General features: G+C 35.8%; 27 protein-coding genes and 1 pseudogene. 8 read left to right on the forward strand and 20 right to left on the reverse strand.

What is annotated here, in order from left to right:
* Positions 1-67: 67 nt before the first annotated feature.
* The 12 genes from JOC86_RS19640 to JOC86_RS19695 form a co-directional block, all read right to left on the reverse strand.
* Complete coding sequence (locus JOC86_RS19640; RefSeq protein WP_239587714.1) at positions 68-739, reverse strand: hypothetical protein; 672 nt, start codon at positions 737-739, stop codon at positions 68-70.
* A gap of 314 nt (positions 740-1,053) precedes the next feature.
* Positions 1,054-1,704 carry a 2OG-Fe(II) oxygenase gene (locus JOC86_RS19645; protein WP_205174729.1) on the reverse strand — a complete coding sequence of 217 codons (651 nt, stop codon included), beginning with the start codon at positions 1,702-1,704 and terminating at the stop codon, positions 1,054-1,056.
* A gap of 336 nt (positions 1,705-2,040) precedes the next feature.
* A complete protein-coding gene (locus JOC86_RS19650; RefSeq protein ID WP_205174629.1) occupies positions 2,041-2,616 on the reverse strand; it encodes an AAA family ATPase in 576 nt (191 codons plus the stop codon).
* Between the two features lie 961 nt (positions 2,617-3,577).
* Positions 3,578-4,561 carry a TIGR00341 family protein gene (locus JOC86_RS19655; protein ID WP_205174630.1) on the reverse strand — a complete coding sequence of 328 codons (984 nt, stop codon included), beginning with the start codon at positions 4,559-4,561 and terminating at the stop codon, positions 3,578-3,580.
* A gap of 207 nt (positions 4,562-4,768) precedes the next feature.
* Positions 4,769-5,104, reverse strand: a complete 336-nt coding sequence (locus JOC86_RS19660; RefSeq protein ID WP_205174631.1) for a (2Fe-2S) ferredoxin domain-containing protein — start codon at positions 5,102-5,104, stop codon at positions 4,769-4,771.
* 13 nt (positions 5,105-5,117) lie between these two features.
* Positions 5,118-5,945 (reverse strand): hypothetical protein, encoded by an 828-nt coding sequence (locus JOC86_RS19665; protein ID WP_205174632.1) that lies wholly within the window; start codon positions 5,943-5,945, stop codon positions 5,118-5,120.
* Positions 5,946-5,959: 14 nt separating this feature from the next.
* Entirely contained in the window at positions 5,960-8,380 is a 2,421-nt protein-coding gene (locus JOC86_RS19670; RefSeq protein WP_205174633.1) for a heavy metal translocating P-type ATPase, read from the reverse strand.
* Positions 8,381-8,497: 117 nt separating this feature from the next.
* Positions 8,498-8,707, reverse strand: coding sequence for a copper chaperone CopZ (gene copZ, locus JOC86_RS19675; protein WP_205174634.1), 210 nt, complete (start codon positions 8,705-8,707; stop codon positions 8,498-8,500).
* Positions 8,708-8,802: 95 nt separating this feature from the next.
* The gene (copZ, locus tag JOC86_RS19680) at positions 8,803-9,009 is read right to left on the reverse strand and encodes a copper chaperone CopZ (protein WP_205174635.1); all 207 of its coding nucleotides are present in this window, start codon (positions 9,007-9,009) and stop codon (positions 8,803-8,805) included.
* Between the two features lie 15 nt (positions 9,010-9,024).
* Positions 9,025-9,363 carry a metal-sensitive transcriptional regulator gene (locus JOC86_RS19685; protein ID WP_239587739.1) on the reverse strand — a complete coding sequence of 113 codons (339 nt, stop codon included), beginning with the start codon at positions 9,361-9,363 and terminating at the stop codon, positions 9,025-9,027.
* A gap of 625 nt (positions 9,364-9,988) precedes the next feature.
* On the reverse strand, positions 9,989-10,594 hold the full coding sequence (locus JOC86_RS19690) for a YdhK family protein (RefSeq protein ID WP_205174637.1): 606 nt from the start codon (positions 10,592-10,594) through the stop codon (positions 9,989-9,991).
* A 211-nt stretch (positions 10,595-10,805) separates the two neighbouring features.
* Positions 10,806-11,702, reverse strand: coding sequence for a DMT family transporter (locus JOC86_RS19695; protein WP_205174638.1), 897 nt, complete (start codon positions 11,700-11,702; stop codon positions 10,806-10,808).
* Between the two features lie 272 nt (positions 11,703-11,974).
* On the opposite strand from JOC86_RS19695, the gene JOC86_RS19700 reads away from it, so the two are divergent.
* A complete protein-coding gene (locus tag JOC86_RS19700) occupies positions 11,975-12,136 on the forward strand; it encodes a hypothetical protein (protein ID WP_205174639.1) in 162 nt (53 codons plus the stop codon).
* A 299-nt stretch (positions 12,137-12,435) separates the two neighbouring features.
* Here the strand turns inward: JOC86_RS19700 and JOC86_RS19705 are convergent, their stop codons facing one another.
* Positions 12,436-13,314 (reverse strand): LysR family transcriptional regulator, encoded by an 879-nt coding sequence (locus tag JOC86_RS19705; RefSeq protein WP_205174640.1) that lies wholly within the window; start codon positions 13,312-13,314, stop codon positions 12,436-12,438.
* A gap of 216 nt (positions 13,315-13,530) precedes the next feature.
* On the opposite strand from JOC86_RS19705, the gene JOC86_RS19710 reads away from it, so the two are divergent.
* Positions 13,531-14,157 carry a chromate transporter gene (locus JOC86_RS19710; protein ID WP_205174641.1) on the forward strand — a complete coding sequence of 209 codons (627 nt, stop codon included), beginning with the start codon at positions 13,531-13,533 and terminating at the stop codon, positions 14,155-14,157.
* Positions 14,158-14,176: 19 nt separating this feature from the next.
* The gene (locus tag JOC86_RS19715) at positions 14,177-14,737 is read left to right on the forward strand and encodes a chromate transporter (RefSeq protein WP_239587715.1); all 561 of its coding nucleotides are present in this window, start codon (positions 14,177-14,179) and stop codon (positions 14,735-14,737) included.
* Between the two features lie 37 nt (positions 14,738-14,774).
* Here the strand turns inward: JOC86_RS19715 and JOC86_RS19720 are convergent, their stop codons facing one another.
* A complete protein-coding gene (locus tag JOC86_RS19720) occupies positions 14,775-15,077 on the reverse strand; it encodes a YerC/YecD family TrpR-related protein (RefSeq protein WP_205174642.1) in 303 nt (100 codons plus the stop codon).
* Positions 15,078-15,393: 316 nt separating this feature from the next.
* Positions 15,394-16,113 (reverse strand): SDR family NAD(P)-dependent oxidoreductase, encoded by a 720-nt coding sequence (locus JOC86_RS19725; protein WP_205174643.1) that lies wholly within the window; start codon positions 16,111-16,113, stop codon positions 15,394-15,396.
* A gap of 272 nt (positions 16,114-16,385) precedes the next feature.
* Here JOC86_RS19725 and JOC86_RS19730 point away from each other — a divergent pair, with 272 nt between their 5' ends.
* The 5 genes from JOC86_RS19730 to cyoE all read left to right on the forward strand — a co-directional run bounded on the left by JOC86_RS19730 (position 16,386) and on the right by cyoE (position 20,371).
* A complete protein-coding gene (locus tag JOC86_RS19730) occupies positions 16,386-16,820 on the forward strand; it encodes a ribosomal maturation YjgA family protein (RefSeq protein WP_419096117.1) in 435 nt (144 codons plus the stop codon).
* A 315-nt stretch (positions 16,821-17,135) separates the two neighbouring features.
* Positions 17,136-17,597 (forward strand): CBO0543 family protein, encoded by a 462-nt coding sequence (locus JOC86_RS19735; RefSeq protein WP_205174644.1) that lies wholly within the window; start codon positions 17,136-17,138, stop codon positions 17,595-17,597.
* 358 nt (positions 17,598-17,955) lie between these two features.
* Positions 17,956-18,426: a hypothetical protein gene (locus JOC86_RS19740; RefSeq protein ID WP_205174645.1), complete on the forward strand. Its 471-nt coding sequence runs from the start codon at positions 17,956-17,958 to the stop codon at positions 18,424-18,426.
* Positions 18,419-18,931: a hypothetical protein gene (locus JOC86_RS19745; RefSeq protein WP_205174646.1), complete on the forward strand. Its 513-nt coding sequence runs from the start codon at positions 18,419-18,421 to the stop codon at positions 18,929-18,931. Before JOC86_RS19740 ends, JOC86_RS19745 begins: the two co-directional genes overlap by 8 nt.
* A gap of 522 nt (positions 18,932-19,453) precedes the next feature.
* On the forward strand, positions 19,454-20,371 hold the full coding sequence (cyoE, locus tag JOC86_RS19750) for a heme o synthase (RefSeq protein ID WP_205174647.1): 918 nt from the start codon (positions 19,454-19,456) through the stop codon (positions 20,369-20,371).
* 757 nt (positions 20,372-21,128) lie between these two features.
* Here the strand turns inward: cyoE and JOC86_RS19755 are convergent.
* The 5 genes and pseudogenes from JOC86_RS19755 to JOC86_RS19775 form a co-directional block, all read right to left on the reverse strand.
* Positions 21,129-21,356 (reverse strand): hypothetical protein, encoded by a 228-nt coding sequence (locus JOC86_RS19755; protein ID WP_239587716.1) that lies wholly within the window; start codon positions 21,354-21,356, stop codon positions 21,129-21,131.
* Positions 21,357-21,599: 243 nt separating this feature from the next.
* Positions 21,600-21,980, reverse strand: a complete 381-nt coding sequence (locus tag JOC86_RS19760) for a CotD family spore coat protein (RefSeq protein WP_239587717.1) — start codon at positions 21,978-21,980, stop codon at positions 21,600-21,602.
* A gap of 202 nt (positions 21,981-22,182) precedes the next feature.
* Positions 22,183-22,728 carry a 2'-5' RNA ligase family protein gene (locus tag JOC86_RS19765; RefSeq protein WP_205174648.1) on the reverse strand — a complete coding sequence of 182 codons (546 nt, stop codon included), beginning with the start codon at positions 22,726-22,728 and terminating at the stop codon, positions 22,183-22,185.
* Positions 22,729-22,785: 57 nt separating this feature from the next.
* Positions 22,786-22,875, reverse strand: coding sequence for a DUF3977 family protein (locus JOC86_RS24790; protein WP_338021790.1), 90 nt, complete (start codon positions 22,873-22,875; stop codon positions 22,786-22,788).
* 664 nt (positions 22,876-23,539) lie between these two features.
* Positions 23,540-24,739: pseudogene (locus tag JOC86_RS19775) on the reverse strand (MFS transporter).
* Positions 24,740-24,744: the final 5 nt, after the last annotated feature.

The following is a 24,744-nucleotide window of genomic DNA, read 5'->3' on the forward strand; positions in this document are numbered from 1 at the left end:
AGCTTGGGAAAACCCAAGCTTTTGGCCATTAATATGTAGTTCTTGTTGAATCAAAGACCCCTCTAGCTTAATAACGAACATTTAGCACTTCGATTAATTCTATGATTTCATCATCGTCACCTGGTTCAACGTACACTCGCTCTGTATTTTCTATAATATCTGTGTAGAAGTTTTCACCAGCAGGGTAACGGCCATCCCAACGTAAAGGAACGTTGTATACATTAATCGTGCCATCCCCATTACCACTATAAGTTACTGATCCATCTACTAAGCGAGGACCTGCTAACTGGATAACATCTTCTGGATAGCTGGCACTGGTGTCATCGTTAGGATTGATTGGTTGGCCAGCAGGAATATGCCGAACATTTAATTCATCTATCTCTTGATTCGGTCCAAGTTGCAGCCAAACACGAGCGTATTCAATTTGTTCACTAGAAAACTGGGATAGTGTTTCTTTGTCTTCCTTATCGCCTACATTTGAGTCACTATTTTCAGATGTGGAACTATGCGAATCACTATTAACAGATTCTTCTGTAGAGTTGTCATTTGCATCATCATTGTCCGATTCCTCTAACTCACTTGTTGACGTACTTTCATCTGTTTCGGTTGTATCTTCTTCTATTGAAACAGAACTGTTTTCTGAAGAATCCGTTGTGGATTCCTCGTTTGTGTTGCCAACACATCCTACTAGCATAAATAAAGCAATAGTAAAATAAAGAAAGTTTGTCAGCTTTTTCAATCGTCAAACCATTCCTTTCATTATTTTAATAAGTATCCTAGTATTCCTAAAGCAATTGAAAGTATGGGAAAACCGACTAAAATTATTAAAATGATGTCCATTCCCCCTTCTCCTTCTTGTGAGTTTTAACTTTTTTACTATACTCAAATAAACAATCCCCCAATTAATCATTCTTCAGTTACAATTATTTCAAAATTTGTCATTTTACTCAATCATTTATTCCAATAAAAACGACACTTTCCTTTTTACTAGAAAAGTGTCTCAGTTTTTTTTGTTCGGTATATTCTTCTTGATTCTCCCGGGCGGAAAATGCTTTACTTCAATTTCTTTCTCCTCATCCACTGTGTTGCAGCCCATTTAGATCCATTCATTACTGGTGCCCCGCCATGTAAGGTTAAATCGTTTAAAGTCTGGTCGTCATAGAAATATTCGAAATACACCGCCATCCCCTTTTGTGGTGACACGGAAAATTTCAGTTTAGGAAAGAATGTTTCCCCACCTTCCTCTACGTCATTTAAGTACATGACGAGCGTACTAATTCTGGGATTGCTTACTGGCTTATTGACTGATGAGAAGAAATCAAAATGAGCTTTATACTCTTGACCGATTTTATAATTAAGGATTTGAAGACCTTCTCCATGTTCAACCGGTATATTCATGATATGTGATAGTCTCTTTTCAATTTTAGACACAAAGTCATTTTCATTTTCCTGAAAAAACATACTGCTACTTGTTCTAAGGTCATCTACATCACGTGTATTTCCAATCTTCGAACGCTGCATTCTATCTTTTGATAACCTAATGAGCTCATCACATTCTTCATTGCTTAAAACATTTCCTAAAACGACTATTAGTGGTTCTTCAAATCTAGCAATTATGTTTATTTCCCTATCTTCTGTTTTTATTTTATTTCCAATATGGTGAAATATTGTTTGTTCTTTAACTGTTAATTCATTAACATCCATTTTCAACTTTCATCAACCTCTTTAAATATTTATAATATTGCGAATTTTAAACCTATGGGAAGCATTCGATAGGTTGATCGGTTCTTCCAATTTGAGTAGCGATATAACGAAAGTAACTACTGTCTTTATATTAAGTTTTTTTCTCCTCCTGTATGTCAAAATGGATATCGTAATTTATTTTTACTGAGTTAATTTTACCTCTTGAATGTCAAAAAAAGAAGAGTTTTTTTCACCCTCCTATCACTTATATATTTAACAGTCTACTTTACTAAGAGTTATTTTTTTTTACACCAATCGCCCCCGATTGTTGAAATTCAATCATTATTTGAATGATCTTCAACGATCCGAGAAAAATGATAAACATTGAGCAATATGAACAATTCTTTGAATAACAAATTCAACTTCCTGATTGTCTTTAATTACGAATAAATGGTCAGCTTCACCTTCTACTGGATCAATCACATCTTCATTTAGAGCCTGTTGTCGAGTAAGCACTTCCTCAAAATTAGAAGCACTCCTAAGTATATTCGTACTACGCTGACTATTAGTAACTCGATCTCGAAGAACATGATCTGGGATATCAAAATGGACAAGGATTCGGATAAATTCATTTTTATGAAATAACTGTTTCAGCAGATACAACCGGCCATTTCGATTTCGATTTGAATTACAAATAATAAGGTGAAAATTAGTCTGTTCTATAGCATAATCGACAATTAGCTGAGAAATGGCATGCTTGAGAGTATTAGGTCCACGTTTTGGTTGCAGGGTAGTATAAAAGGTGTTTATAAATTCAGCGTGGTTATCTTGGTCCATCACAAGAGAGTTGCTTAACTCTTGTTCTAAAAGTCTAGCAAATGTAGTTTTCCCACTATGGGTTTTACCCACTGTAATAATCACTAACCTTTTCATGACTGCAACTCCTTTCAATTAACCTATAAAATTAACTTTTTCCGCTCTTAATAGAAGCTATCATTCTAAACAAATGGAGACCATAATTATATGAGATTAAGTAAACAAAAAAGAAATATTAACCCTATATATTTATTAAATGAACTTGTAATCTTTTTCCCTGTTGAACTGTTTTTGATATCAAATGTTAGAAACAACAGTAATACAATAATTAAAGAATTAGTAATAAATTCTTTGGATGAAGATACTCCACTAGTCAATCCTAAAAGTAATACTAAACTCATTATTACTAGTAAGGAAATCGTAATATATTCTGGTTTGAACTTCTTAATTATATACAAAATACACAGCTCCCTATTTTAATTACTAATCTATTCAACTTCGACTACAACTTAATTGCCTTACTTCCTAATTACAATTATTTCAAAATTTGTCATTTAACACAATCTTTCATTACATAAAACAAGACACTTTCTTTGTTTTAGAAAAGTGCCTAGGTTTTAATCATCCTAATTATCTACTTAACTTGTCTTCTCAGCAGAAAATTAAAAATCATGTCCATTAGAGTAAATGATATGTCTAGAACCCCACTATTTTAAACGGCTCTATGATGAACATTTTTTCTGCTATTCTACATGATTTTGTCCTTCAACCAAAATGAGGACCTCAATAGAACCGATTGACGACCTGAAAATCCATATAGCCCATAATGAGGACCTCAATAGAGACGATTGATGCCCTGAAAATCCAAATAACGGTTTTATGAAGAAATTTTCTCTCTTTCCTACAGATCTTTGTGTAAATGAAAAGAACTAAAACGGAAGCAGGCTCTTACCTTCCTTGAAGAATAGAATTCTGGTGAAAAGCACTCTAAGACCAACACTCTAAACCTTAGAAGTTATCAACAAAATGAATTCTATCCTGAGCATTAAAAAATGACTGACTATTGAATTTAATAATCCTAAAGATGTAAATAAACAACCGCAATAACGAAAATGATCGCAAAGATACTGGTAAAGGCTAATGAGTACTTACGAGAAATATTTGCTTCCTCAATATCTCTCCAATTGATAGGTTTAATCCCACTCAGCCAAAACACTAATATGGCAGATAAAAAAATCGCATTAATATTGATTAAAAGTAATAATAGTGGCGTTATCACTCCCTGCCAATTACCAGCCCCGATCATCATCCCCAACACAACCGTTGGCGGCAATACAGTCAGGGAGACCATCACTCCAACCAACTGCCCTTGTGAACGTTTCACAAATGATAAAGCTCCCGCGGCTCCTGCAGCGATGGCAACGACAATATCTATTATTTGAACACTAGTTTGGGAAATAAACTCATTGCTGTTCACTGGCAGATCAAAGTAAAACCCGAATAAAACAGAGATCATGAAGGGAATCGATAGTCCGAAAAGCGATGTTAGGATCGATTGCCGTGCGAGCTTTTGATCGCCTAGTATAGAAGCAAATGAAATCCCAAGGATAGGACCGATTGACGGGTCAATGACATTTGCTCCTATGACTAAACCTGGACTATTTTGAATAATACCGACTGTAGCTACAATCGCGGCAAAAATAGTAAACCAAGTAAAACTAGCGTTAATTTCCCCTGAGGAATGAACGATTGAATATAGTTCATGTTTGCTAGCTCGTTCCATTTCGGCTTCTTTATTTTTTTGATTATTTTCATTGTATTCACTAGGGACATAGGCTTTTATAGAGGATAACATCGCTTGAAAACCACGATTTTCATGAGACACTTTTTCTAAGTAATTTAATATCCTTTCAGAATCTTCTTTTTCCACTAAAATTCGAACCCATGACTCATTTTCTTTTACATTGGACTTCCAATAGGAAATATGAGGGAATTCTTGCAAGAGAATATTTAGATATTCAAAATCATTAGGTGAGTAAATATCAATCAATTGTAACTCCATATTTACTATCCTCCAGGATCCATCGTCACAATATGATTTATTATTCACCTTTTTAAAAGTTATCATGCAGTTGGTAAAAGTACACCCGATTTTTTAAAAACATATGAGTTGAAAATTAAGGAATGAAACATTCAATCAAAAATCTTTCTCGGCACTAAAAAAGCGCCCTGTTATAACAGAAACGCCTTTTCGATAAAAGTATAAATGTTATTTGCCTTCCTCATAATTCTTAAAAGTTATTCCATCATGATAGTAAAGTTCAGAGCCTATATACACACTTCTTCTTTCTTTCAATAGCTGAATCAGTTCTTCACTTTTAATTCGATTCATATTCTTATACCAGATTCCTTGTGGATACAGAACTGCAATCGGACCATGTTTACATTGTCCATTACACAAGGTTTTCGTTGTATGAATCTCCCTTTGCAGTTCTAAGTCTTTCAATTCTCCTCTAATGGTCTCCGTGACCTCTTCTGCCCCATTTTTTGTGCAGGTTTTCCCGTTGCAAATCAATAGATGTTTGCTGAACCCATCTAAGTTCATTAAAAATTCCCCTTTATTTGACTTCTATCACAAATGGATAACTATTGACTTTCCCATCAAATTTAAATTCTCCCCATAGTTTGTAGATTCCAGGCTGATCAAATTTTGTTTCAAAGACTGTCTGTTCTTCTGAGGCAGGGTGAACATGAACAAATTTCTCACCCTTTTCATCCAAAATAACCACATGACCTAGAGCCCCCAGATAAGGATCTAGAGTATTCCCTTTCGTATCAAAACTTAACGTGACGTCATTGTTTACTTTTAGTTCTGTAGTGGTTAATTCAACTGCCTTGTCATTGATGGTTTTGGTTAGGGTAGTATCAGCTTTTAGTGAAGGCTCCTTATGTTCACCATGACTTTCCTCCACTTGCAATTCAAATGGGCTTACCTGATAGGCTAGACTTTTTGGTTTAATATCAACAAACACTTTATATGAGTTTTCAGGAAGGTTGAATTTTTCCGTATACACCCCGTTTCCTTTGTCCTTAGGATGTAAATGAAAGTAATCCTTCAGATCGGCGCTGACAATGATGAGATGCATAATTTTTTCATGTGAAATTTCAAGCTCTGGTGGATTTTGATTTTCATCCTTCAAATCAATGGTTATCACCCCATCTTCATAAGCTACATTTGTGGCTACTTCGCTTTTTAATGGAGTTCCATGATCTGAATGCTCTGAGCCTTGAGTACCATGATCATCATTGTCCGCTTCTTGAGTAGTACGGTCATCAGTATGATTGTTCGCACTATTCACATTGGCATATACGGAATATCCACCAATGACCAGCCCGAGATACACAATGGCTGAAATCGTCCAGATCCATATGTTTTTTGGTTTCATAAGTACACTCCTTTTTATCCTTTTAATTTAATCCTTTGTAATCTGAGTGCGTTTAAAACAACAGAAACGGAGCTAAATGCCATTGCTACTCCTGCAAGCCATGGTGCCAGGAAGCCTAGTGCTGCAATTGGGACTCCCACAGCATTATACGCAAAGGCCCAAAATAGATTTTGCTTGATATTTCGAATCGTCATTTTACTCATGAAGATGGCATCGGCAATACTAGTTAAGTCTCCTCTGATTAAGGTGATATCAGCAGCCTCCATTGCGACATCCGTCCCTGTACCGATGGCCATTCCAATATCTGCCGTAGCTAGCGCTGGTGCATCATTAATACCGTCGCCGACCATCGCTACGATCTTTCCAGCCTTTTGAAGCTTACTCACTTCATCAGCCTTCCCTTCCGGCAGGACTTCTGCAATCACATGATCAATTCCAACTTCATTGGCAATCGCTTGGGCTGTCTGCTTGTTATCACCTGTGATCATCACAACCTCAAGACCCATATTTTTTAACCTTTCAATGGCTTTTAAAGAGGTTTCTTTAATGGTATCTGCGACAGCAATCACTCCTGCAAATTGCTGATCAATGGCGACTAGCATTGCGGTCTTCCCTTGTTTTTCTAAGCTTTCCTTCTTAGGTAATATGTCTTCAACATCAATGTTGTTTTTCTCCATAAGTCGGCGTGTTCCGATCAGAAGGGATTTCCCTTCCACTATAGATTCAATTCCAAACCCAGGAATCGCTTCAAAATGCTCGGAGCTGCCCAGTTCAATCCCTTTTTCTTTAATTCCTTCAACAATGGCTTCCGCTAAAGGATGCTCAGAATTTCTTTCCGCAGCACCAACTAGCTTTAAAAATTCGTTTTCTTCAAATCCATGTGCAAGAATCACATCTGTTAGTGTTGGTTTTCCATTTGTGACAGTTCCAGTTTTATCAAGGATCACTGTATCCAGGCGATGAGTTGTTTCGAGATGCTCCCCGCCTTTAAACAAAACTCCATATTCAGCCGCACGACCAGAACCTGCCATAATCGATGTAGGAGTAGCAAGACCAAGTGCACATGGACATGCGATCACTAATACAGCAATTAACTTTTCAAGAGCAACGGCAAACTCGCCAGGACTTATAACAAAGTACCAAACTAGAAATGTCACAATTGCTATTCCCACTACAATTGGGACAAAGATTCCTGAGATCACATCGGCTAAGCGTTGGATTGGCGCTTTTGATCCTTGAGCTTCCTCAACTACCTTTATGATTTGAGCTAATGCTGTATCCTTTCCAACCTTTGTCGCTTTGACCTTTAAAAATCCGTTCTTGTTAATGGTTGATCCTATCACTAAATCTCCCACTGTTTTATCGACAGGAATACTTTCCCCTGTAATCATCGACTCGTCTAAAGCGGATCTTCCTTCGAAAATTACTCCATCAACCGGTACCTTTTCTCCTGGTTTGACATATACGATATCACCTTCGATGACCTCTTCAATGGGTACATTCATTTCTTGCCCGTCTCTTAAAACGGTGGCTGTTTTTGCTTGTAGGCCCATAAGCTTTTTAATGGCTTCGGAAGAGCGTCCTTTTGCTTTTGCTTCAAATAATTTCCCTAATATAATAAGGGTAATTAACACGGCACTTGTTTCAAAATATAACTCCACCATATGCGTATCAGAGCCTATGGATAATATACTTAAGTAGATGCTATAGAAATAAGCTGCTGAGGTACCAAGCGCCACCAGCACATCCATGTTGGCACTTTTATTCCTTAATGCTTTATAAGCACCTACATAAAATTGCCCACCCACTAAAAATTGAACGGGAGTGGCAAGCGCGAGTTGAACCCAAGGATTCATGAACATCTCTGGGAGCCAAATAAAAGAGGTAAATTCAAAATGGCTGACCATTGCCCAAAGCAAAGGAATCGATAATATAGCCGAGAAAATAAACTTCCCTTTTTGCTTTTCGATTTCTTTTTGTCGATGATCCACCTTTTCGCCTTTCGCTTCTTGCTTTTGCTCTAAACGATAGCCCAATTTTTTAATCGATTCCTTCATTTCTGGAACCGATACTTCACCAGGGTTATATTCTACAAGGGCAGACTCTAAGGCAAAGTTTACTGTCGCGGTTTGAACTCCATCTAACTTATTTAAACGTTTTTCAATTTTATTTGCACACGCTGCACATGTCATCCCGCTTATATCGAATTCAGCTTTTTCACTCATGACTTGGTATCCTAACGACTGCACTTTTTCCTTTAACTGATTGACATTTGCTTTAGACGGATCAAAGGTAACTTTTGATTTTTCTAAAGCAAAATTTACGCTCGCTTCCTCAACACCTTCTACTTTTTTTAGACCTTTTTCTATTCTCACTGCACAAGCAGCGCATGTCATTCCAGCTATTTGAAGTGTTGTTTCTTTTTTATCGCTCATATTCTTACACTCCTATCTCCATATACATTGGAGGGGTATATTTTTTGGGGAATAAAACGTGCTGGCAAAACAGCACGTTTTTCCAGTATATTGGTGACAGCGTTAATCTTTAGCAGTTTACTCTACTACATCATACCCTTGATCTTCTATCATATTAGTAATATTCTTTAATGAAACTACTTTCGAATCAAATGATACATCCACTTTTTCATCCTTTAAGTGAACCTTCACTGACTGAACTCCATTTACCTTTCCAACGTTTTCTTCAATCGAATTTACGCAATGCCCACATGACATCCCTTTAACAGTTAGTTTTACATTTTCCATTGTAATCTCTCCTTATTCATTATTTTACTATACCCCCGTATAGTATTTTTAAGTGATAAAGAAATCGTGCTATCATTTGCACGTTCTTTACGGATTTATTCGACATCGTACCCTTGGTCATCAATTGTTTCTTTAATCTTATCAAGAGTCACTTCATTTGGATTAAATTCAACATCAACTGTTCCCGAGTCTAAGTTTACTTTGACAGCGGTAACGCCTGATAATTCACCTACACTGCCTTCAATTGAATTTACACAATGACCACATGACATACCGCTTACGTTTAAAGTTAATTTTTCCATTAGCTTTAGACTCCTTTATTTTTTCATTAATTTTTGAATCGTGACCATTACTTCATCTAAAATCTCCGTATCTCCTTCTTGAATCTTTTCTAAGACACATGTCTTCATATGTCCTTCAAGTAAAAGACGTGCTACACTATTTAAAGCGGATTGAGTTGCAGATATTTGAGTGATGACATCATCACAATACGTATCTTTTTCAATTAATCCTTTAATTCCTCGAATTTGTCCTTCAATTCGATTTAATCTCGTTGTTAAGTTATTCTTCACTTTATCTGAGTGATGGCTTTTTCTTTCATCGGATGAACAGCATTGATCGATTTCAACGATTTTATCAAGACCTTCTGAATTCATCGACATTGCCTCACCTCCTTAATAACATAATACTATACCCATCTAGGGTATGTGAAGAGTTTTTTATAAAAAATTTAAAAATAGATCAGATGTCCTGAAATCTACAAATTACAAATACTATTTGTGAGTGTATTCCATTCATCCTAACTATACATTATAATAACTTTCCCTAAAAAGGGTTTGTCTTATAAGTCCATTTTTTTACTATCAGACGCTCATTTGATTTTAGATGTTTTAATAAATAACGTTTTGAATTTTGAATTCTCAGGATTTTCCCCTTTTGGAATACCTCATTTACTACAACTACACCCAATATGTTGTTCTTTAGCACTAAATTTTAATAAAATATATCATTCATTCTTTGTATTCCCTAAAGAATTCATACGATTGATCATTCTAGCATAGAATGGATCACTATTTTCCTTTTCGTGAATGTGGTAATGCACAAGATTTCAAATTTATGCACATGTTTGTATGTAGGGGAAAAGATCAAACTTAACATTCTGTAGTACTAATAAAAATAAAAGGCTGTCCTAAAATCAAGGAGTCTGGAACGATCACTTCAATCTATAGTCAAACATGTCGTTCCTTTTCCCTTTTTGGACAACCCTAAACTTTGCTAACCTTATTTAGGTGATAGCTCACTTTCTGTTACCCATTTATGATTTTTCACATCTTCTCTATCAGTAGTCGGAGTAAAATTAATCATGTAAACAGTCGTTTGTTCTGCTGAATCAATTTCAGCGGTTGCCCCATCCATCCCTTCCATATGAGAGGCATTAATGCTTACTTCTGTTCCAGGTTTTAGCGGCTCGTCACCAGCGTCTGGAATTTCTTCATGAATCACCCATTTATGATTCTCTACTCTCACTCCGCCATTTGTAGGAGTATACGAAATGGCATAGGCTGTAGTGTCATAGGCACCCACAATCGTTGCTTCAGCACCCTTCATCCCTTCCATATGACCTGTTTCAATGATCGCTTTACTTCCAACTTTATAGGTTGGGTTTTCTGCTTCTTTTAGCCCTTCCGGAACTTCCCCTGAGCTGGAATGGTCCATATCACCATGATCCATCCCTTCCATATTTTTCTTATTCCCCTCTTTTTCTGTTTCTTCAGTGGTTTCCTTGTTTGCAGTGTCATCTGTGTTTGTATCATTTTCGTTAGCGCAAGCTCCCAATACTAAGAAAAGAGCTGCCAATATTGATAAGAGTACTGGTTTTTTTAGCATGTAAAAATCCTCCTTTGACGTTTGGCTCTATCATAACAAGAAAATTTGCAGAAAATATGGAGTAAGCTTTGTTCAGAAAAAAACAGAGCACTTCTGCTCTGTTTCCCTATTAGATCACATTTTATTCTCATTTATTCTTTTTCCCTTTACAAAAAACACCATTTCTCCCTATTCAATAGAATCCCCTCTTAGCAGAAACACTAAAACCAAACTATTCATTCATTTGTAAAGTCCTTTTCAATCGGCTATTTTTCTGCTGAAAATTTCTATTTACAAGAAAGATCCCTATAATAATAAACAAGCCTCCAACTATGATGGAAGGATATAATTTCTCCCCTAGTAGTAACCATCCCGTTAATACACCGAAGAAAGGGGCCAAAAATAAAAAGGCACTCGTCTTTCCTGGATCACCCTTTTGTAAAAGATAATACCAGACAGCGAATTGGACAATGGATGACATAATACTTAACCATAATAATATGAACAAGGAATTACGGGTCAAAATGAATTCTGGATTTTCGAGAGTAAAACTGCCAAGCAAAAGGAGTAATCCACCAAAAAGCATCTGATAAGCGGATAGGACCCACGTATCGAATAACAAACCCCATTTTTTCACTAATAATGTTGATATCGCCCAAAAAACAGCAGAAAGGAATCCAAAAAGAATGCCAATCTTAAATTCAATTTGCGCCCCCATTGTAATGCTTACTCCTACTAATCCTAAAAGTACACCTACCCATTGATAAAGTTGATAGCGGGTCTTTAAAAAAATGGTACCAAATACGACAACAAGTAACGGGTTTGTGAATGTAAGAATGGAGGATTCACTAGCTGTAATGGTCCGTAGACTCAAGAAAATACACCCCATCACACCAGCTGTTTGAAAAGCACCTATAATAAGAATCTTTATCCAGTTTCCTTTAGATATTGGATGGGGTCTTTTAAAAACGTAGACAATGACTGCCATTAGGGCTCCTGCGAATGTAAAGCGTAATGCCGCTAATAACAACGGGGATGAATAAATCAAACCTATTTTCCCGACAGCAAAAGAAGAACCCATTAGAAATGTTGTCAAAAGGAGCAGTAGTGTAAATTTGAACTTATTCATTTTTTTGTCTCCCTACCTATTGTAATGAACTATCTTTAATGATTATACCGCCAGGATATTTCAACTTTAATCGAAGTATGGAATTCTGGTGAGATAGATTGATTCAAATAAGTGATGGATCCAACTTGACTAACAGGTATAAGAATGCAATAAAAGCAACACGCGGGACTTTCTTGCTCCATTCTAGGTCATAGGAGTAATGACCAGGTGATTGGGAAAAATAAAAGCTATAACAGAATTGCTAGTAAGAAACTCAAAAAAAGGAGAAAAAAATGAACAAGAAGCAAACAGAGAATAAACCAAAAAGAAATTTTAAAAAGTCTGAAGACAATCTTTATGGAATCGATGCTGAGACAAGCCTACAGTCAGTCCATTTCGCAACAACTGAAAACTCTTATTTAAACGAACATTTCCAAGAAGAGTCTGATAACTAAAAATAGGTTTATACATCTGTATCCTATTGATACTCTCTGATATTGGTTGATTCTTATTTAAAACCATTTACAAAATAGCCGATAATCTCTAAATCCAATTCGTTTAAACTTCTTTGCAAACGCTTAGCCATTTCTCTAATAATGACTTCCTGGTTTCCCTCTTACTTTTTGGTAAGGTCAGCTGAGCATTTTAAAAGAATAAGAAAAGACCTAAATTCATTTTGGGTTAATGGCGCAACGTGCCTGAGTTCCTTTGTTGGGTACTAATCATTATTAATACGTAATAGCGGTTCACAAGCCTATTGGATAAACTCAATAAATTTAGATACACAAATCCTGTTAAACCTTTGAGGTTTCTTAACCAACCATAAGTTTCTTTTCATGTGTATGTCTTGTATTTTCATTTCATGTAAAAGGCCCTGTTCTAATTCCCTAGCGACAGTCAACCTCGGTAGAACACTAATTCCAAGTCCCGCCTCTACGGCACTTTTTATCGCTTGCGTACTGCTAATCTCCATATAGCTTTCGATTTTATCTAACACTCCATACTCCCTTAACATGTTTTCGACAATCAGTCGTGTACCTGATATGGATTCCCGCCAAATCATTCTTTCATTGGCCAATTCTTCAATGTTGATGTCATTTCTGTCTCTCCACGGGTGGTCAGACGGGTATACGAGAATCAACTCATCGTCAGCAAATTTCTCGATTATAAACTCATTGTTTTCAACAATTCCTTCAACTAGGGCCAAATCGATCACATCGTTTGATAGGTTTTCTAAAATACTAGGGGTATTTTTAATGGTCAATGTAACATGGATCTCGGGGGCTTGTTTTTTAAAACGACCCAGTAAGCTCGGCAAAAAATATTCACCAATTGTTAAAGATGCTCCTACCCTGAGGTTAGCATGAAACTCCCCTGTTGCCCGCTGAATCACTTCTTTAGAATGGTTAAAGTCATTGACAATAGCTTTTGCGAAAGGATACAGCATTTTACCTGTTTCTGTTACCATCATTTTCCCGTCCGCTCGATCGAATAACAATGTATCATAATAGCTTTCCAACTGTTGAATCTGTCTCGTTACGGCTGGTTGAGAGACAAAGCTTAATCTTGCTGCCTGGCTGATACTGCCTTCATCTACTACTAAACAAAACATTTTCATGCTTTCTATGTTCAATGAAAGGACCTCCAATAACTGAAATACTTATTCCCATATTACCATATAGATGGGTCAGAAAAATTCTCCTCCAGTATAACGATCGGTTATACCCTATGCATTTGTTGCAGTTCAATTCCCCTCTCTTATCTGATAACTTAGTAGAAAGAGAAACTATTAAGGTACAAAATGTTATAGCAAATTTATAAACGAAAATTATAGAAAGAAGGAAAAAAAGTGAAGGAAGAATGGAAAAGACTGCTTCAACTATTTTGGACATTTTTTAAAATAGCTCCTGTCACATTCGGAGGAGGATTTGCGATGATCCCGTTAATCGAAAAGGAAGTGGTGGAGAAGAGAAAATGGTTAAAGAGTGAAGAAGTTACCGATGTATTTGCCTTATCCCAATCTGTGCCTGGAGGCGTCGCGATTAACTCCGCCACCTTTATCGGCCAACGAATTGGAGGGATAAAGGGAGCCATAGCTGCGGTGATTGGCGTTTCATTCCCTACTTTTTTAATTGTTCTCACCCTGGGTATTTCCTATTTTGTCTTTCATGATCATCCAAAGATAGAAGCAGCCTTCCTATCGATTAGAGCTTCCATAGTGGCCATCATTGCTTATGCAGCAATCAAAATTGCCAAAACGGCCATAGTCGACAAATCGACTTTCGCCATAATGATTATAGGGATTCCTGCCCTCTTCTTCATCCACCCAATTATTGCATTATTAACAGGGGCTTTTACAGGAATCATTACAATCTCTATTAAAAAGAAATTAGGTTATAAAGCCAAAAAAGATAGGAAAGAAAAAAAGAAAAAAGATGAAAACGAGCCCGTGTATTACTCAGGCACAGGAGTATAGGATATTAAGATAATTTTTTATGAAAGCAAAGGTGAAAGTGATGGAACTATGGGAGTTGTTTAGCACATTCTTTATCATCGGCCTAGTATCGTTCGGAGGAGGATATGCCATGATTCCCGTAATAGAAAACGAAGTCTCCCAACACGGGTGGATGACAATCCAACAATTTACCGATGTCATCGCTATTGCGGGGATGTCGCCTGGTCCGATCGCCACCAATAGTGCCATTTTAGTTGGATATTCAACAGCCGGAATAACAGGAGCCATCATATCTGCTCTTGGAATCTTGCTCCCATCTCTCCTACTTGTAATCGGGGTAGCGACTTTCTTTGTCAAATTGCATCATTATCCAATTGTAAAATCCATATTTTATGGGCTAAGACCTATCGTCACTAGTTTAATCATCTATGCCGCAATTACTTTCTCCCTTTCAAATAACCTGATAAGTTTAAAGGTTTCCTGGCATTCCGTTAGCTTAATCCTAATCTTTGGAATATCCTTATTTGTCCTATTGAGATTACGATGGCATCCTGTTTATGTCATTGTACTTTCTGGGTTAGTCGGAATTGCCCTCTATTGATAAAATATGAAGTTGGGTGGGTTCGTAATCCTTTTAACTATTGCGTATACTCCTTTTCTTCCATCCGTTCCAAAATCATACGGAAGCCACTATTTTCTTTATCTAAACACTTTTTCACCCGCGATACCATGCTTGATCGCGCGTTGGTTTCTGCTTCAATCATTTCATACGTGTCCCCGTCTAAAATCCTTTTCGCTGCTCCAAGTCTTTGCTCAAAAGCTTCCAATTCCCTATCAGTACATAAATCACATAGAAACTCTACGCATTCTTCCAGTGTATTTAATGAAAGCATCGCTTTATACAACTGCTCCCGGTTCGCTTTTTTTCCATCAATTTTCATACCACTCTCTCCCCTATTGATTAATTTTATAATATTCTGAATCGTATTCGTCATTATAAAATGAAAAACATTATTTTGCAAAACTTATATGAACACGTTTGTATTTGGGGTATTTTTTAAAACTTATTTGCTTCTATCTACCTATTATTCAAAAAAGAAATCACCTCTTCAATAATAAAGTAACCACTAATTTATACTAATACCTTGACAAACGAACAAAAAAAACGTGTTTTGAAAAAAGTTTGATCAAAACACGCTCTAAATTTATTCAATTGATTAGTTTTAAATAAAAGTTTGTATCTGTTCATCACAATGGTCATGCATTTGTATCCAACATCGCAGGCATATTGATTTCTTTCACACATGAAGCATTCGAAAGATTAGTTATAGCCTTTACCAATGAAACGATATCCTGAACAGGTATTCTCGTTCCTTTATAAGTAGTTAATGTCTTTTCTAAACCTTCTTCATAAGGGATTGTTGCTGCGATATTTCCTGGGTTTATACATGTAACACCTATCGCATATTTCCTTAAATTCTCGCGCAAGGAATTACCAATGCCACGCAGCCCGAATTTAGAAGCGACATACGTTACTTGTTTACTTTCGTTGTTTTCAATGCCATCAGCAGATCCTATCAAAATAATCTTAGCATTCTCCGATCTTTTAAGATTTGGTAGCAATCTTTGAGTGCAAAGAATCGTAGACGTTGTATTTACATTGATGATGTTTGCCATATCTTTTGGATCATCTTTCTCAAAATCATAATGGTCTTGATACCCTTCTTTTTCCCATATCCCTGCATTATAGATGAGTACATCGATCGGTTCATCTTTTATCCCATCGGCAATACAATTAATTGAAGAACTCAACAACGATAAGTCCGCCTCAATCCAAGATCTATGGACTCCATCATTTAGTGTCAAAGTTACAGGACGGCTCCTAGAAACCATCCAAACATGATCTCCTTTCTCGGGTAGCCCTTTTACGAATGCATCACCTAACCCTTTGCTTGCACCTACTATAACAAAATTCATCTTGTCTTCCCCCTTATTAACAAAAAGTAAGTAACAACCTCTTAAACTACTCAAATGATAACGTCTATTATTAAGCTAAACTTCAAGTAAAATACTGATGTTTCACTACAACTTTAGACTGACAATCTTATATTTTTACATTTAAAGCAACCAATTATTGACGAAATTTGATTAACCCTTATAATTCTTGCATCTATCATTTAATACTTGTATATTCAAATTTATACATATATTTAAAGTTAAAGAATACCAAAACAATTCATGTCAAAAGAGTGATTCAATTGAATTCTAAAAATGAACCGATCCATCCACGTTACGATAACATGAGAATTGCTTATTTTATTATTGTTGTTATCATCATACTATTAGGCTTAGCCTCTAGAAAATACAGTCCTCTACTTCCATTATTTGCAGCTCAGCACGCCGGGGATATGCTATGGTCCATGATGATCTATTTCGGTTTCCGTTTCTTCCTACTGCGTACAAGCCTGCTCACAGCCATTTGGCTCAGCTTTTTGCTATGCTTCGGTATAGAATTCAGTCAACTGTATCAAGAAGACTGGATTAATCAGATTCGAGAAACATTGCTTGGAGCATTGGTCCTGGGTAAAGGTTTTCTTGCTGTAGATCTGATTCGATATACAGCAGGCATTATCATGGCCGCTACTTTGGATAAAGTAATACTTATCTTTACTTTTCGGAGATAAACTGTTAGCTCCTGAAATAAGTGGTGTCCCTAACCAATGAGTCAGGAGCCACAACTTCAGTGTATAGAAGAAACTCTCATGATATCTTCTAATATATGGCTATGCATTTTGGAGCCGGCCCCCTACTGATCTTCCTTATTTATCCATCAATCTATTTGATTACATTTTCTTTTCCTCTTCAGTTCCAGGATAGAAAGAATCCAAATTCTATTATGACTAAACACTTTGTACTCATTTTTTTCCTAATTATCCCACTAATATTTCCCGCCCACTACTGACAATAATATCTATAAAAAGATAAGGGTGTTAAAAGAAATGGAAAAATTTATGATTAAGGGACTATTTACGTTGTGTATTTTAGGTTTCCCCTTTCTAGTTAAAAAACCAAAATTAAAAGAAATGTTAATTGTCTTTTTCTCAAAAGGGATATTATCAACTCTCATCGATGCTTATGTAGTGAATACGAATAAAATTAAGTACCCTGTACGTCCATTCCCCAAAATTTTCAGCACAAATATTCTTTACGATATGTTATTTTTTCCACTTCTAAGTGTTATATGGATTAAGCAATCCTATCACGATAATTTACCAAAAATTTTATTAAAAAGTCTTACTTGGAGTATCCCTATGAGTTTCCTTCAGTGGTACTTAGAACGAAACAGTAGGTTATTTAAATGGAAAAAGTGGTCTATATTTCATACCTTTGGAAGTATAAGTTTTACTTTACTAACAATAAGAGGTTTACATGGCTTGGTGAAAAGAATAGATGAAAATTAGATTCCAACAGAATTAAAAGACAAAATTTACATACTATCAGCAGAATGTAAGACTCTATCGTTTCTTATAAAAACCTCTACATCAGTTCTCAACTTGTATCAAAAAAATCGAGTGTAAACCCTATATGATTTTCACTCGATATCCTTTATTTTTTTGAAACGGTATAGCCCAAAACGCTCTTTTATATCGCTTTTTTAATAATTCATACTGACGAATAACTTCCTGTGCGATCTCACAGATTTCATCTAGGCCGCTGACTCCCTTAAGTACATTAGCTATCCCATTTTGCCTTTCAAGTATGCTAACAGAATAAATGGCAAACACTACGGTTAAATCTTTTAAATTGGGAGCTGTTTAAATGGTCTTGTTCGGGGTACTCCTAATGATTTTGGTTGGTATGTTGATTCTACAGAAGATCAATAAACTAAAAAAGCTAGAAATCGCTGCCATTTGGCTCTTCATTCCAAGCTTGATTCATGACATTGCCATTGGATTATCAAACTTAAAAATAATAGAATTAACTAAAAATATTGAAATGCACTCATCCTTTATAGTAGGTAAAACCTTACTCATCCCAGTAATCATCCTAATGTTTATTAATGCGAGTGTTGGTCGCCCATCTGTGACGATTAAAATCATGATTTCTCTATTCTCCGCTGCCATCCTACTATTTGTCGAATATTCTTTTGAATGGGCAGGTGTCATCACCCATAAAAATGTTAGCCTTTGGTCTTCGTATCTCTTTTGGTTATTAACCATACTCTTATTGTTAGGGCTTCGGCAATTTTTCAACATCTTATTGCAAAGGAGATCTAAACATATTGTTTAAAATACCTATCGATTTTGATGAAAATGAGTGGTTTATTCTTCTCGTTTTAACTTCAATGATCGTTTTTTATATCATCATGCCCAAAAAATTACCAGGTACTTTGACTTTACTCATGATGCTTTTTTATGCATTTTTGGGAAGAATCGCAGATTTTATCCTTGCCTTTGATTATCCCTTTAATTTATATGACACAATGGATACATCCAGCTATGATTTATTTGATTTCATCACCTATTCAACCGTTTATCCACTATACGGTTTCTTTTTCGCCAATTTTTATTATAGCTGGAATTTAAAAGGGTTCTATAGGGTTGTATATATTATTGTATGGGTTTTAATGTCCCTTTTTTTTGAATACATAGCTATTTACTTTCAAGTATTTCATTTTAATGGTTGGAATCTGTTTTATTCATTCATTGTGTATGTGGTGGTATTTATACTAATCGTCCTATATTTAGAGCTCACCATTAAATGGTATAAACAAGAGACGCTCAGAGGCTCTTAGGTTGTTCTACTGTCAATCAAAATAAGCAATCAATGTTCAAGGTATGGCGATCATCTTTCCAATCAGTTAACTTTTACTAACTATTCTAATGAACCTTTCCAAAGCTTGAGCTACCATCTTCTTCATTAGTCCTCGTAACAAAATAAGCAACACCCTTTAGTGCAGGGATTGTGTTTCCCATAGCAATGTAAGGTTCCCTACAAATCTAAAACATTTGCTTTAACATCAGTAGTGTATTCCATATCCCATTGAGTAAAGTTTGTTTAAGAGCCTATCCCCCTTATCATTAGATAATGTACCTTACTAGCATGAAATGAAGTAAATAAATTGAACTAATTCCCTCCTATACTTTAGTAATAGAAGTAAAAAGAGACAATGATTGAAATAAGAGAATGATTTCATTAAAATACCTTATAGTATCTAAATAAACTAGTATATCAATCGACATCAATTCATATGGAAAGTAACTATCCATACTGTCTTTTCAAACAGCATATCTAGTCATAAAGGGAAGAGATCCTAATGCAAAACGAAGAACACCGAACAACACAGAAACAGAATTTGTCAAAAATTTTGGCACAAACGGTTAAGACCGGGATTATTAAATCAAATTTGATCCCGATGTTTGCTGGATTGACATTGTGTTTATATACCTATCAGATAAGCCTGTTTGAGAAAATCCCTGAAATACTATTCGCTTTGATTGGTTCAATTTTAGTAATGGGGGCAGCTGGAGCATTTAATAACCTGTATGATCGAGACATTGATTCTATCATGGAGAGGACCAAATACAGACCTACTGTGACAGGGGAAATAAAACCTAAAACTGTATTATGGCTCGGGATTTTCATGACGATCTTTGGAATAGCAGCACTTGCATTAGCCACTCCTCTAGCAGCACTTCTAGGGTTTTTAGGTTTGTTTTTTTATGTTGTCCCGTATACGATGTGGAGTAAAAGGAGAACCATTTATAATACCGAGATCGGAAGCATTTCTGGAGCAATGCCTCCTCTCATAGGATGGGCGGCTATTTATCCTGACATCACACACCCTGCTATTCTTGGCCTTTTTGTGATTACGGTGATTTGGCAGATGCCTCATTTCTATGCGATAGCTATTCGCAAGCATGATGAATATAAGGCTGCGAATGTTCCGATGCTTCCAGTCATTAAAGGCGTAAAAAGAACTTATTTACAAACAAATATTTATCTAATTGTTTTAATTGCCATCAGCTTTCTATTGGGATCCTTAAGCCTTGGCCTTATGTTAGTAGCACTTCTTCTAAGTGTTATCTGGCTGATATTAAGTATTTTTGGATACAAAAGGATGGATTCAGAGAAATGGGCAAAATCAATGTTTGTTTTTTCCCTTTTTCATATGACTGTCTTATTCTCGACGATCATTATCTATTCGCTTATGGGGATCTTTTTTAAATTTTGATAGTTGTGAGCATCGACTAAAATCCAGATTTCTATTTCCCGGATAATATCAAAAAACCCTCTGATAAAAATTTAACGGATTTACTTGAGAGGTGTAAAATGGGAAAAATCAAGGGAAATAACTAACCTATTCCCCAAGTTATTCACTCTTAACTCTCTGGAAAATTCTAATATGTTTTCTCAAGAGAGTATGAAGAGCATTCCACATACTCTTGATTGATTCCGTTTTTATAATCCTTAGAAAGACCTTTCTTCAACTTTCCTATGTGGCTTTGGCCTTCATCGGTAATGAGAGGACCTTTTTTGACGGTCAATGAAATAAACCCGCTAACAAAAAATCAAAGTGATTTTTTGTTAGCCAAATGCTTCTTGCCCTATGTCTAAGAAAATAAATAATAGGATTCAATATACTAAACCCTACAATCGCTAGGAACAGATAAGTGGAGACGGCATCTCCACCTAAACCAACCTCGTCAACAATGATGCCACTATAAAAAAGAACTTGGGCAGATACCAATATGGATATAATAGATAGGCTCAAGACCTGAATGCCGCTAATAAACATATTTTTGGCTCGAGGAAGAATGACTATGAAAAATAAAATCAATGATACTATTAAAAACGTAATAAAAATGGGTCTTAATAGCGTAAATACTCCTAAGATTTCGAACGATTCAGATGTATACTTGGATCCTCCTATTTTTCATTATAGATCCATTCATTTTTTGACTTACACCAGAAATGTTCACACTTCTCCATTAGTCTTTATTTTCATTATCCGATAACAATTTATCTACCTTTTCCTCTATTCGATTTAACCGCTTATTTCTTCTACTAAATACAAATAAGGTTAAAATAAGTACCACAGGGATACCAATGACAATTAGAAGCATAGTTAGTTGGAAAATTAGATCACCTATATTAAATCCGCCAATAGTTGATGCTAAGATAAACATACCCATTTCCCTCCCCTTCAACATTACCATAATAATCCATATATTTTATTTTACAGGCATCTATTCAAAAAGGACAGTCTCTTATTCAAGTATACTTTATTTTAAGTTCAAAGGAACCAGCTTTAGCATCAAAAATAGAAGTACAATTTAACAAATTAACTCAACTGAAATCGGAGAAATAACCTCAATTTCTAATTTTTCTATAAATAAAAAGCCCTTCTCGAATTAGAAGGGACTTTTCAAAGCTTTTGAAATGACCGATATCCTTTCACATTAACACCATTTAGGTTTACATGGCGGGCGTGGTTTACAATGATGTTGCATTGGTTGTTGATCTACACAATAATGTTTATGTGTTGCTTGGTTTACCACCGACTGTGTGTGAGGATACGAATGCATATATTTGTAGTTAGTCTGATTAACATGTGTTGTATGGCTTGGATGAACCATCGGTACGACGACATCTTGACCTGTAAACTGAGTATTTTGTTTTACAGGGCTATATTGTGCGGGCATCGTTTGAGTCGGCTTCTGCTGGGCAGGGCTCACTTGTGGATAACCACAGTTGGCACCAGGATAACCTGGCATTTGTTGCTGTCCCATTACTGGCTTTTGTTCTTTCCCCATAATTGGCTTTTGATATTCATGTCTCATTTTAACTACTCCTTTCTTCTTTATACCTTATGATATGTAGGACAAGTACCTAGTGTGTGGACAGGAACCTAACTGATGAAATGGAACGAGCCCTTTTAATAAATTTGGATTTTTAAGAAAGAAGAATTTATTGATTAAATCCGCTTTTTTACTCTACTTATGAATGACTTTTTAGAGATCTTTAACAAAATGCAGCTTCAGCCTAATGTGATTTTTTTAAAACCTTTGAATAAATTTGAGGAGCTATATTTTTATTTGTCACCTCTATGATGGCAACTTCTTTTATCTTCCCATGAATGGTGTCATTTCTTGTTAAACAGTAATGAAAGGCCTCTGATAATTTATTAGTGGATAATCTATTTGCTAACGTACAGTGAGGGATCCATTTGCCTGGTAAGTACAATGAATTTGGATTGTCATTGAACTCTTTAAAATATTGATGATGCTGAGAATGAAATTCCAGCAGTTCTTTCGTTACCGTTGGGGAGAAAAATAATGTCCCTGAATTTAAAAACGTCCCTAGTGTCTGAAAGGTTATCTCAATTTCTGACTTATCAACATAAAACAATTCCATATGGTCGCTATATTCTAAATAGTTTAGGTTTTCATAGCTTGCTATAGTTATATGTGGCCTTCTATCTTCTATTTCTTCTGCATAAAAGGAAATAGACTTTTCACTTAACTCTCTCCAAATATCTTTAATGATTTGCTCTGTTTTTTCATCGAATAATGCTATTACACCGTACATTTTTTAGCCACCTTTATCAACTTTCTCCTTCAACAATTCTTCGTAATTCTATAATATTTAATTACCAATTATCCCAAATATAAACTTGAATTTTTTACAATTCTTCTTCATTCTTTTTAAACCCTCTTTTGAATCGATGATCACCACGGTTTTACTTATACAAATTTATTGGTCTATTAATCCCTTTTCCTCATATACACTACCACCTTCCAACTTGGTTTTCGTTCTAAACAACCAATTTTTTTCAATCTAAAATTCTATGTGTTTCAGTAATAAATCCCCCATGATCATCTATATATCAACTAATCCGTCCATTTATAAAGAAGAAGGGGCTGTCTGATAAGTCAATTCTTCTACTATCAGACAGTTCATTTTACTATTTTAAAATTTCTGGATTTGCCCTTTTCGGACAGCCCTATTTTCTACTACAACTTACTTAATATGTTTTGCTTCTGTGCTAACTTTCATTTAAAATGTCTCTCTTTCTTTGTTTTTCCCTTGTGAATTTATACGATTAATCATTCTAGCATAAGGAGAACCATCATTTTCCCCAACTTGAATGTGGTAATGCACAACTTTTTGATTTATTGCACGAGAATGATTGGGGAGTGCACAAGGATCTAAATTCATGCACAACAATGCCTAGTAAATGCACAAGGGTTTCAAATTTATGAACATGTTAAAACATAGGTACACTTCAAAAAAGACCCAGGAACCATTACGTCAATAGTAGAAGAAAACCTCAGGAGTATCTTCTATTTATAGACGAACATGTGGTTCCTGTTCCCTATTTGAACAGCCTCTATCCATTTTAAACAAATAAACGTCTACTGTTCATAGCATAAAGTGCGCAAGCCATAACTAATATTTCTGAACTCATTAATAAGCTCTCTACCTTTACTATATCTGCTAATGGTCCAAACAAGACCATTCCTAATGGCAAGGCACATGAATTTGAGATTTGCACAAGGCTAAACATTCTGCCATGCATAGAAGGCTCTACTTTTTCTTGTAATAAGACCGTTATCGGAGCATTGAAGCAAGGCATTGTTATCCCAATCAAAAAGTTAAACAGCAAGTACACTAAAAATACTGGTGCGACACCTAGTCCAACCATTAGCAATCCATAAAGAGTACAAGCTAATGTCGTTGTATGCATTCGATTACGAAAGCCTCCCCAAGCGGCAATCACTATCCCCCCGACAGCAGCTCCTGCGCTGAAGGTCATCTCGCTTGCCGTCAGTTTCCATACTTCTGCACCGAAGGAACGGCTCACCATCAAAGGCGTTAAAAAAGCTGAGGGACTAATTAAAATCATCACGATAATAAGAAAAATAAGCAGTCTTTTTATGAACGTATTTTCTTTTAGATAGACAAATCCTTGTTTAATGTCGTACAGTTTGGACTTATGCTCACTTTCTTTAGCAGAATGTGTTGGCACGGCTATAGTAAGCATAATACTTATCCCTATGATGGCAGTGATAACATCAATCAAAAACGTTGTTTCAATCGTTGTAATGGAGAGGATAGCCCCACTTGCTCCCGGAGAAAGAAACATGATTAGAGAGGTAATGCTGCTGTTCAATCCATTCACTTTCATAAGTTTGTCTTTTGGAACAATCTGAGGAATCAAAGCATTTACAGCCGGTGTTTGAATTCCAGTCCCCGCTGAACGAATCAGCAAAACAATGAAAAGCAGCACAATATGATGAAAGCCCGTTAAGAATAATAGTGCCAGAACCAGCGTCGCACCAGCAACCATTCCATCCGCCAGCATGATCATTTTCTTGCGGTTATATCGATCAATCCATACACCAGCAAATAACGATATCGCAATTTGAGGAAGAAAGCCACAAATGGTGGAAATCGTTATCATGATTCCTGAGGATGTCGTTAGAATGATATACCAGATGATCGCATACTAAACCAGTGAGGAACCAAACAATGAAATGGTTTGTGCAGTCAGGAACAAAACAATTTTTCTTTTCCATATGTTATCATTTTCATACATAATTT

The sequence above is a fragment of the Rossellomorea pakistanensis genome, from assembly GCF_016908495.1.
Classification (GTDB): Bacteria; Bacillota; Bacilli; order Bacillales; family Bacillaceae_B; genus Rossellomorea; species Rossellomorea pakistanensis.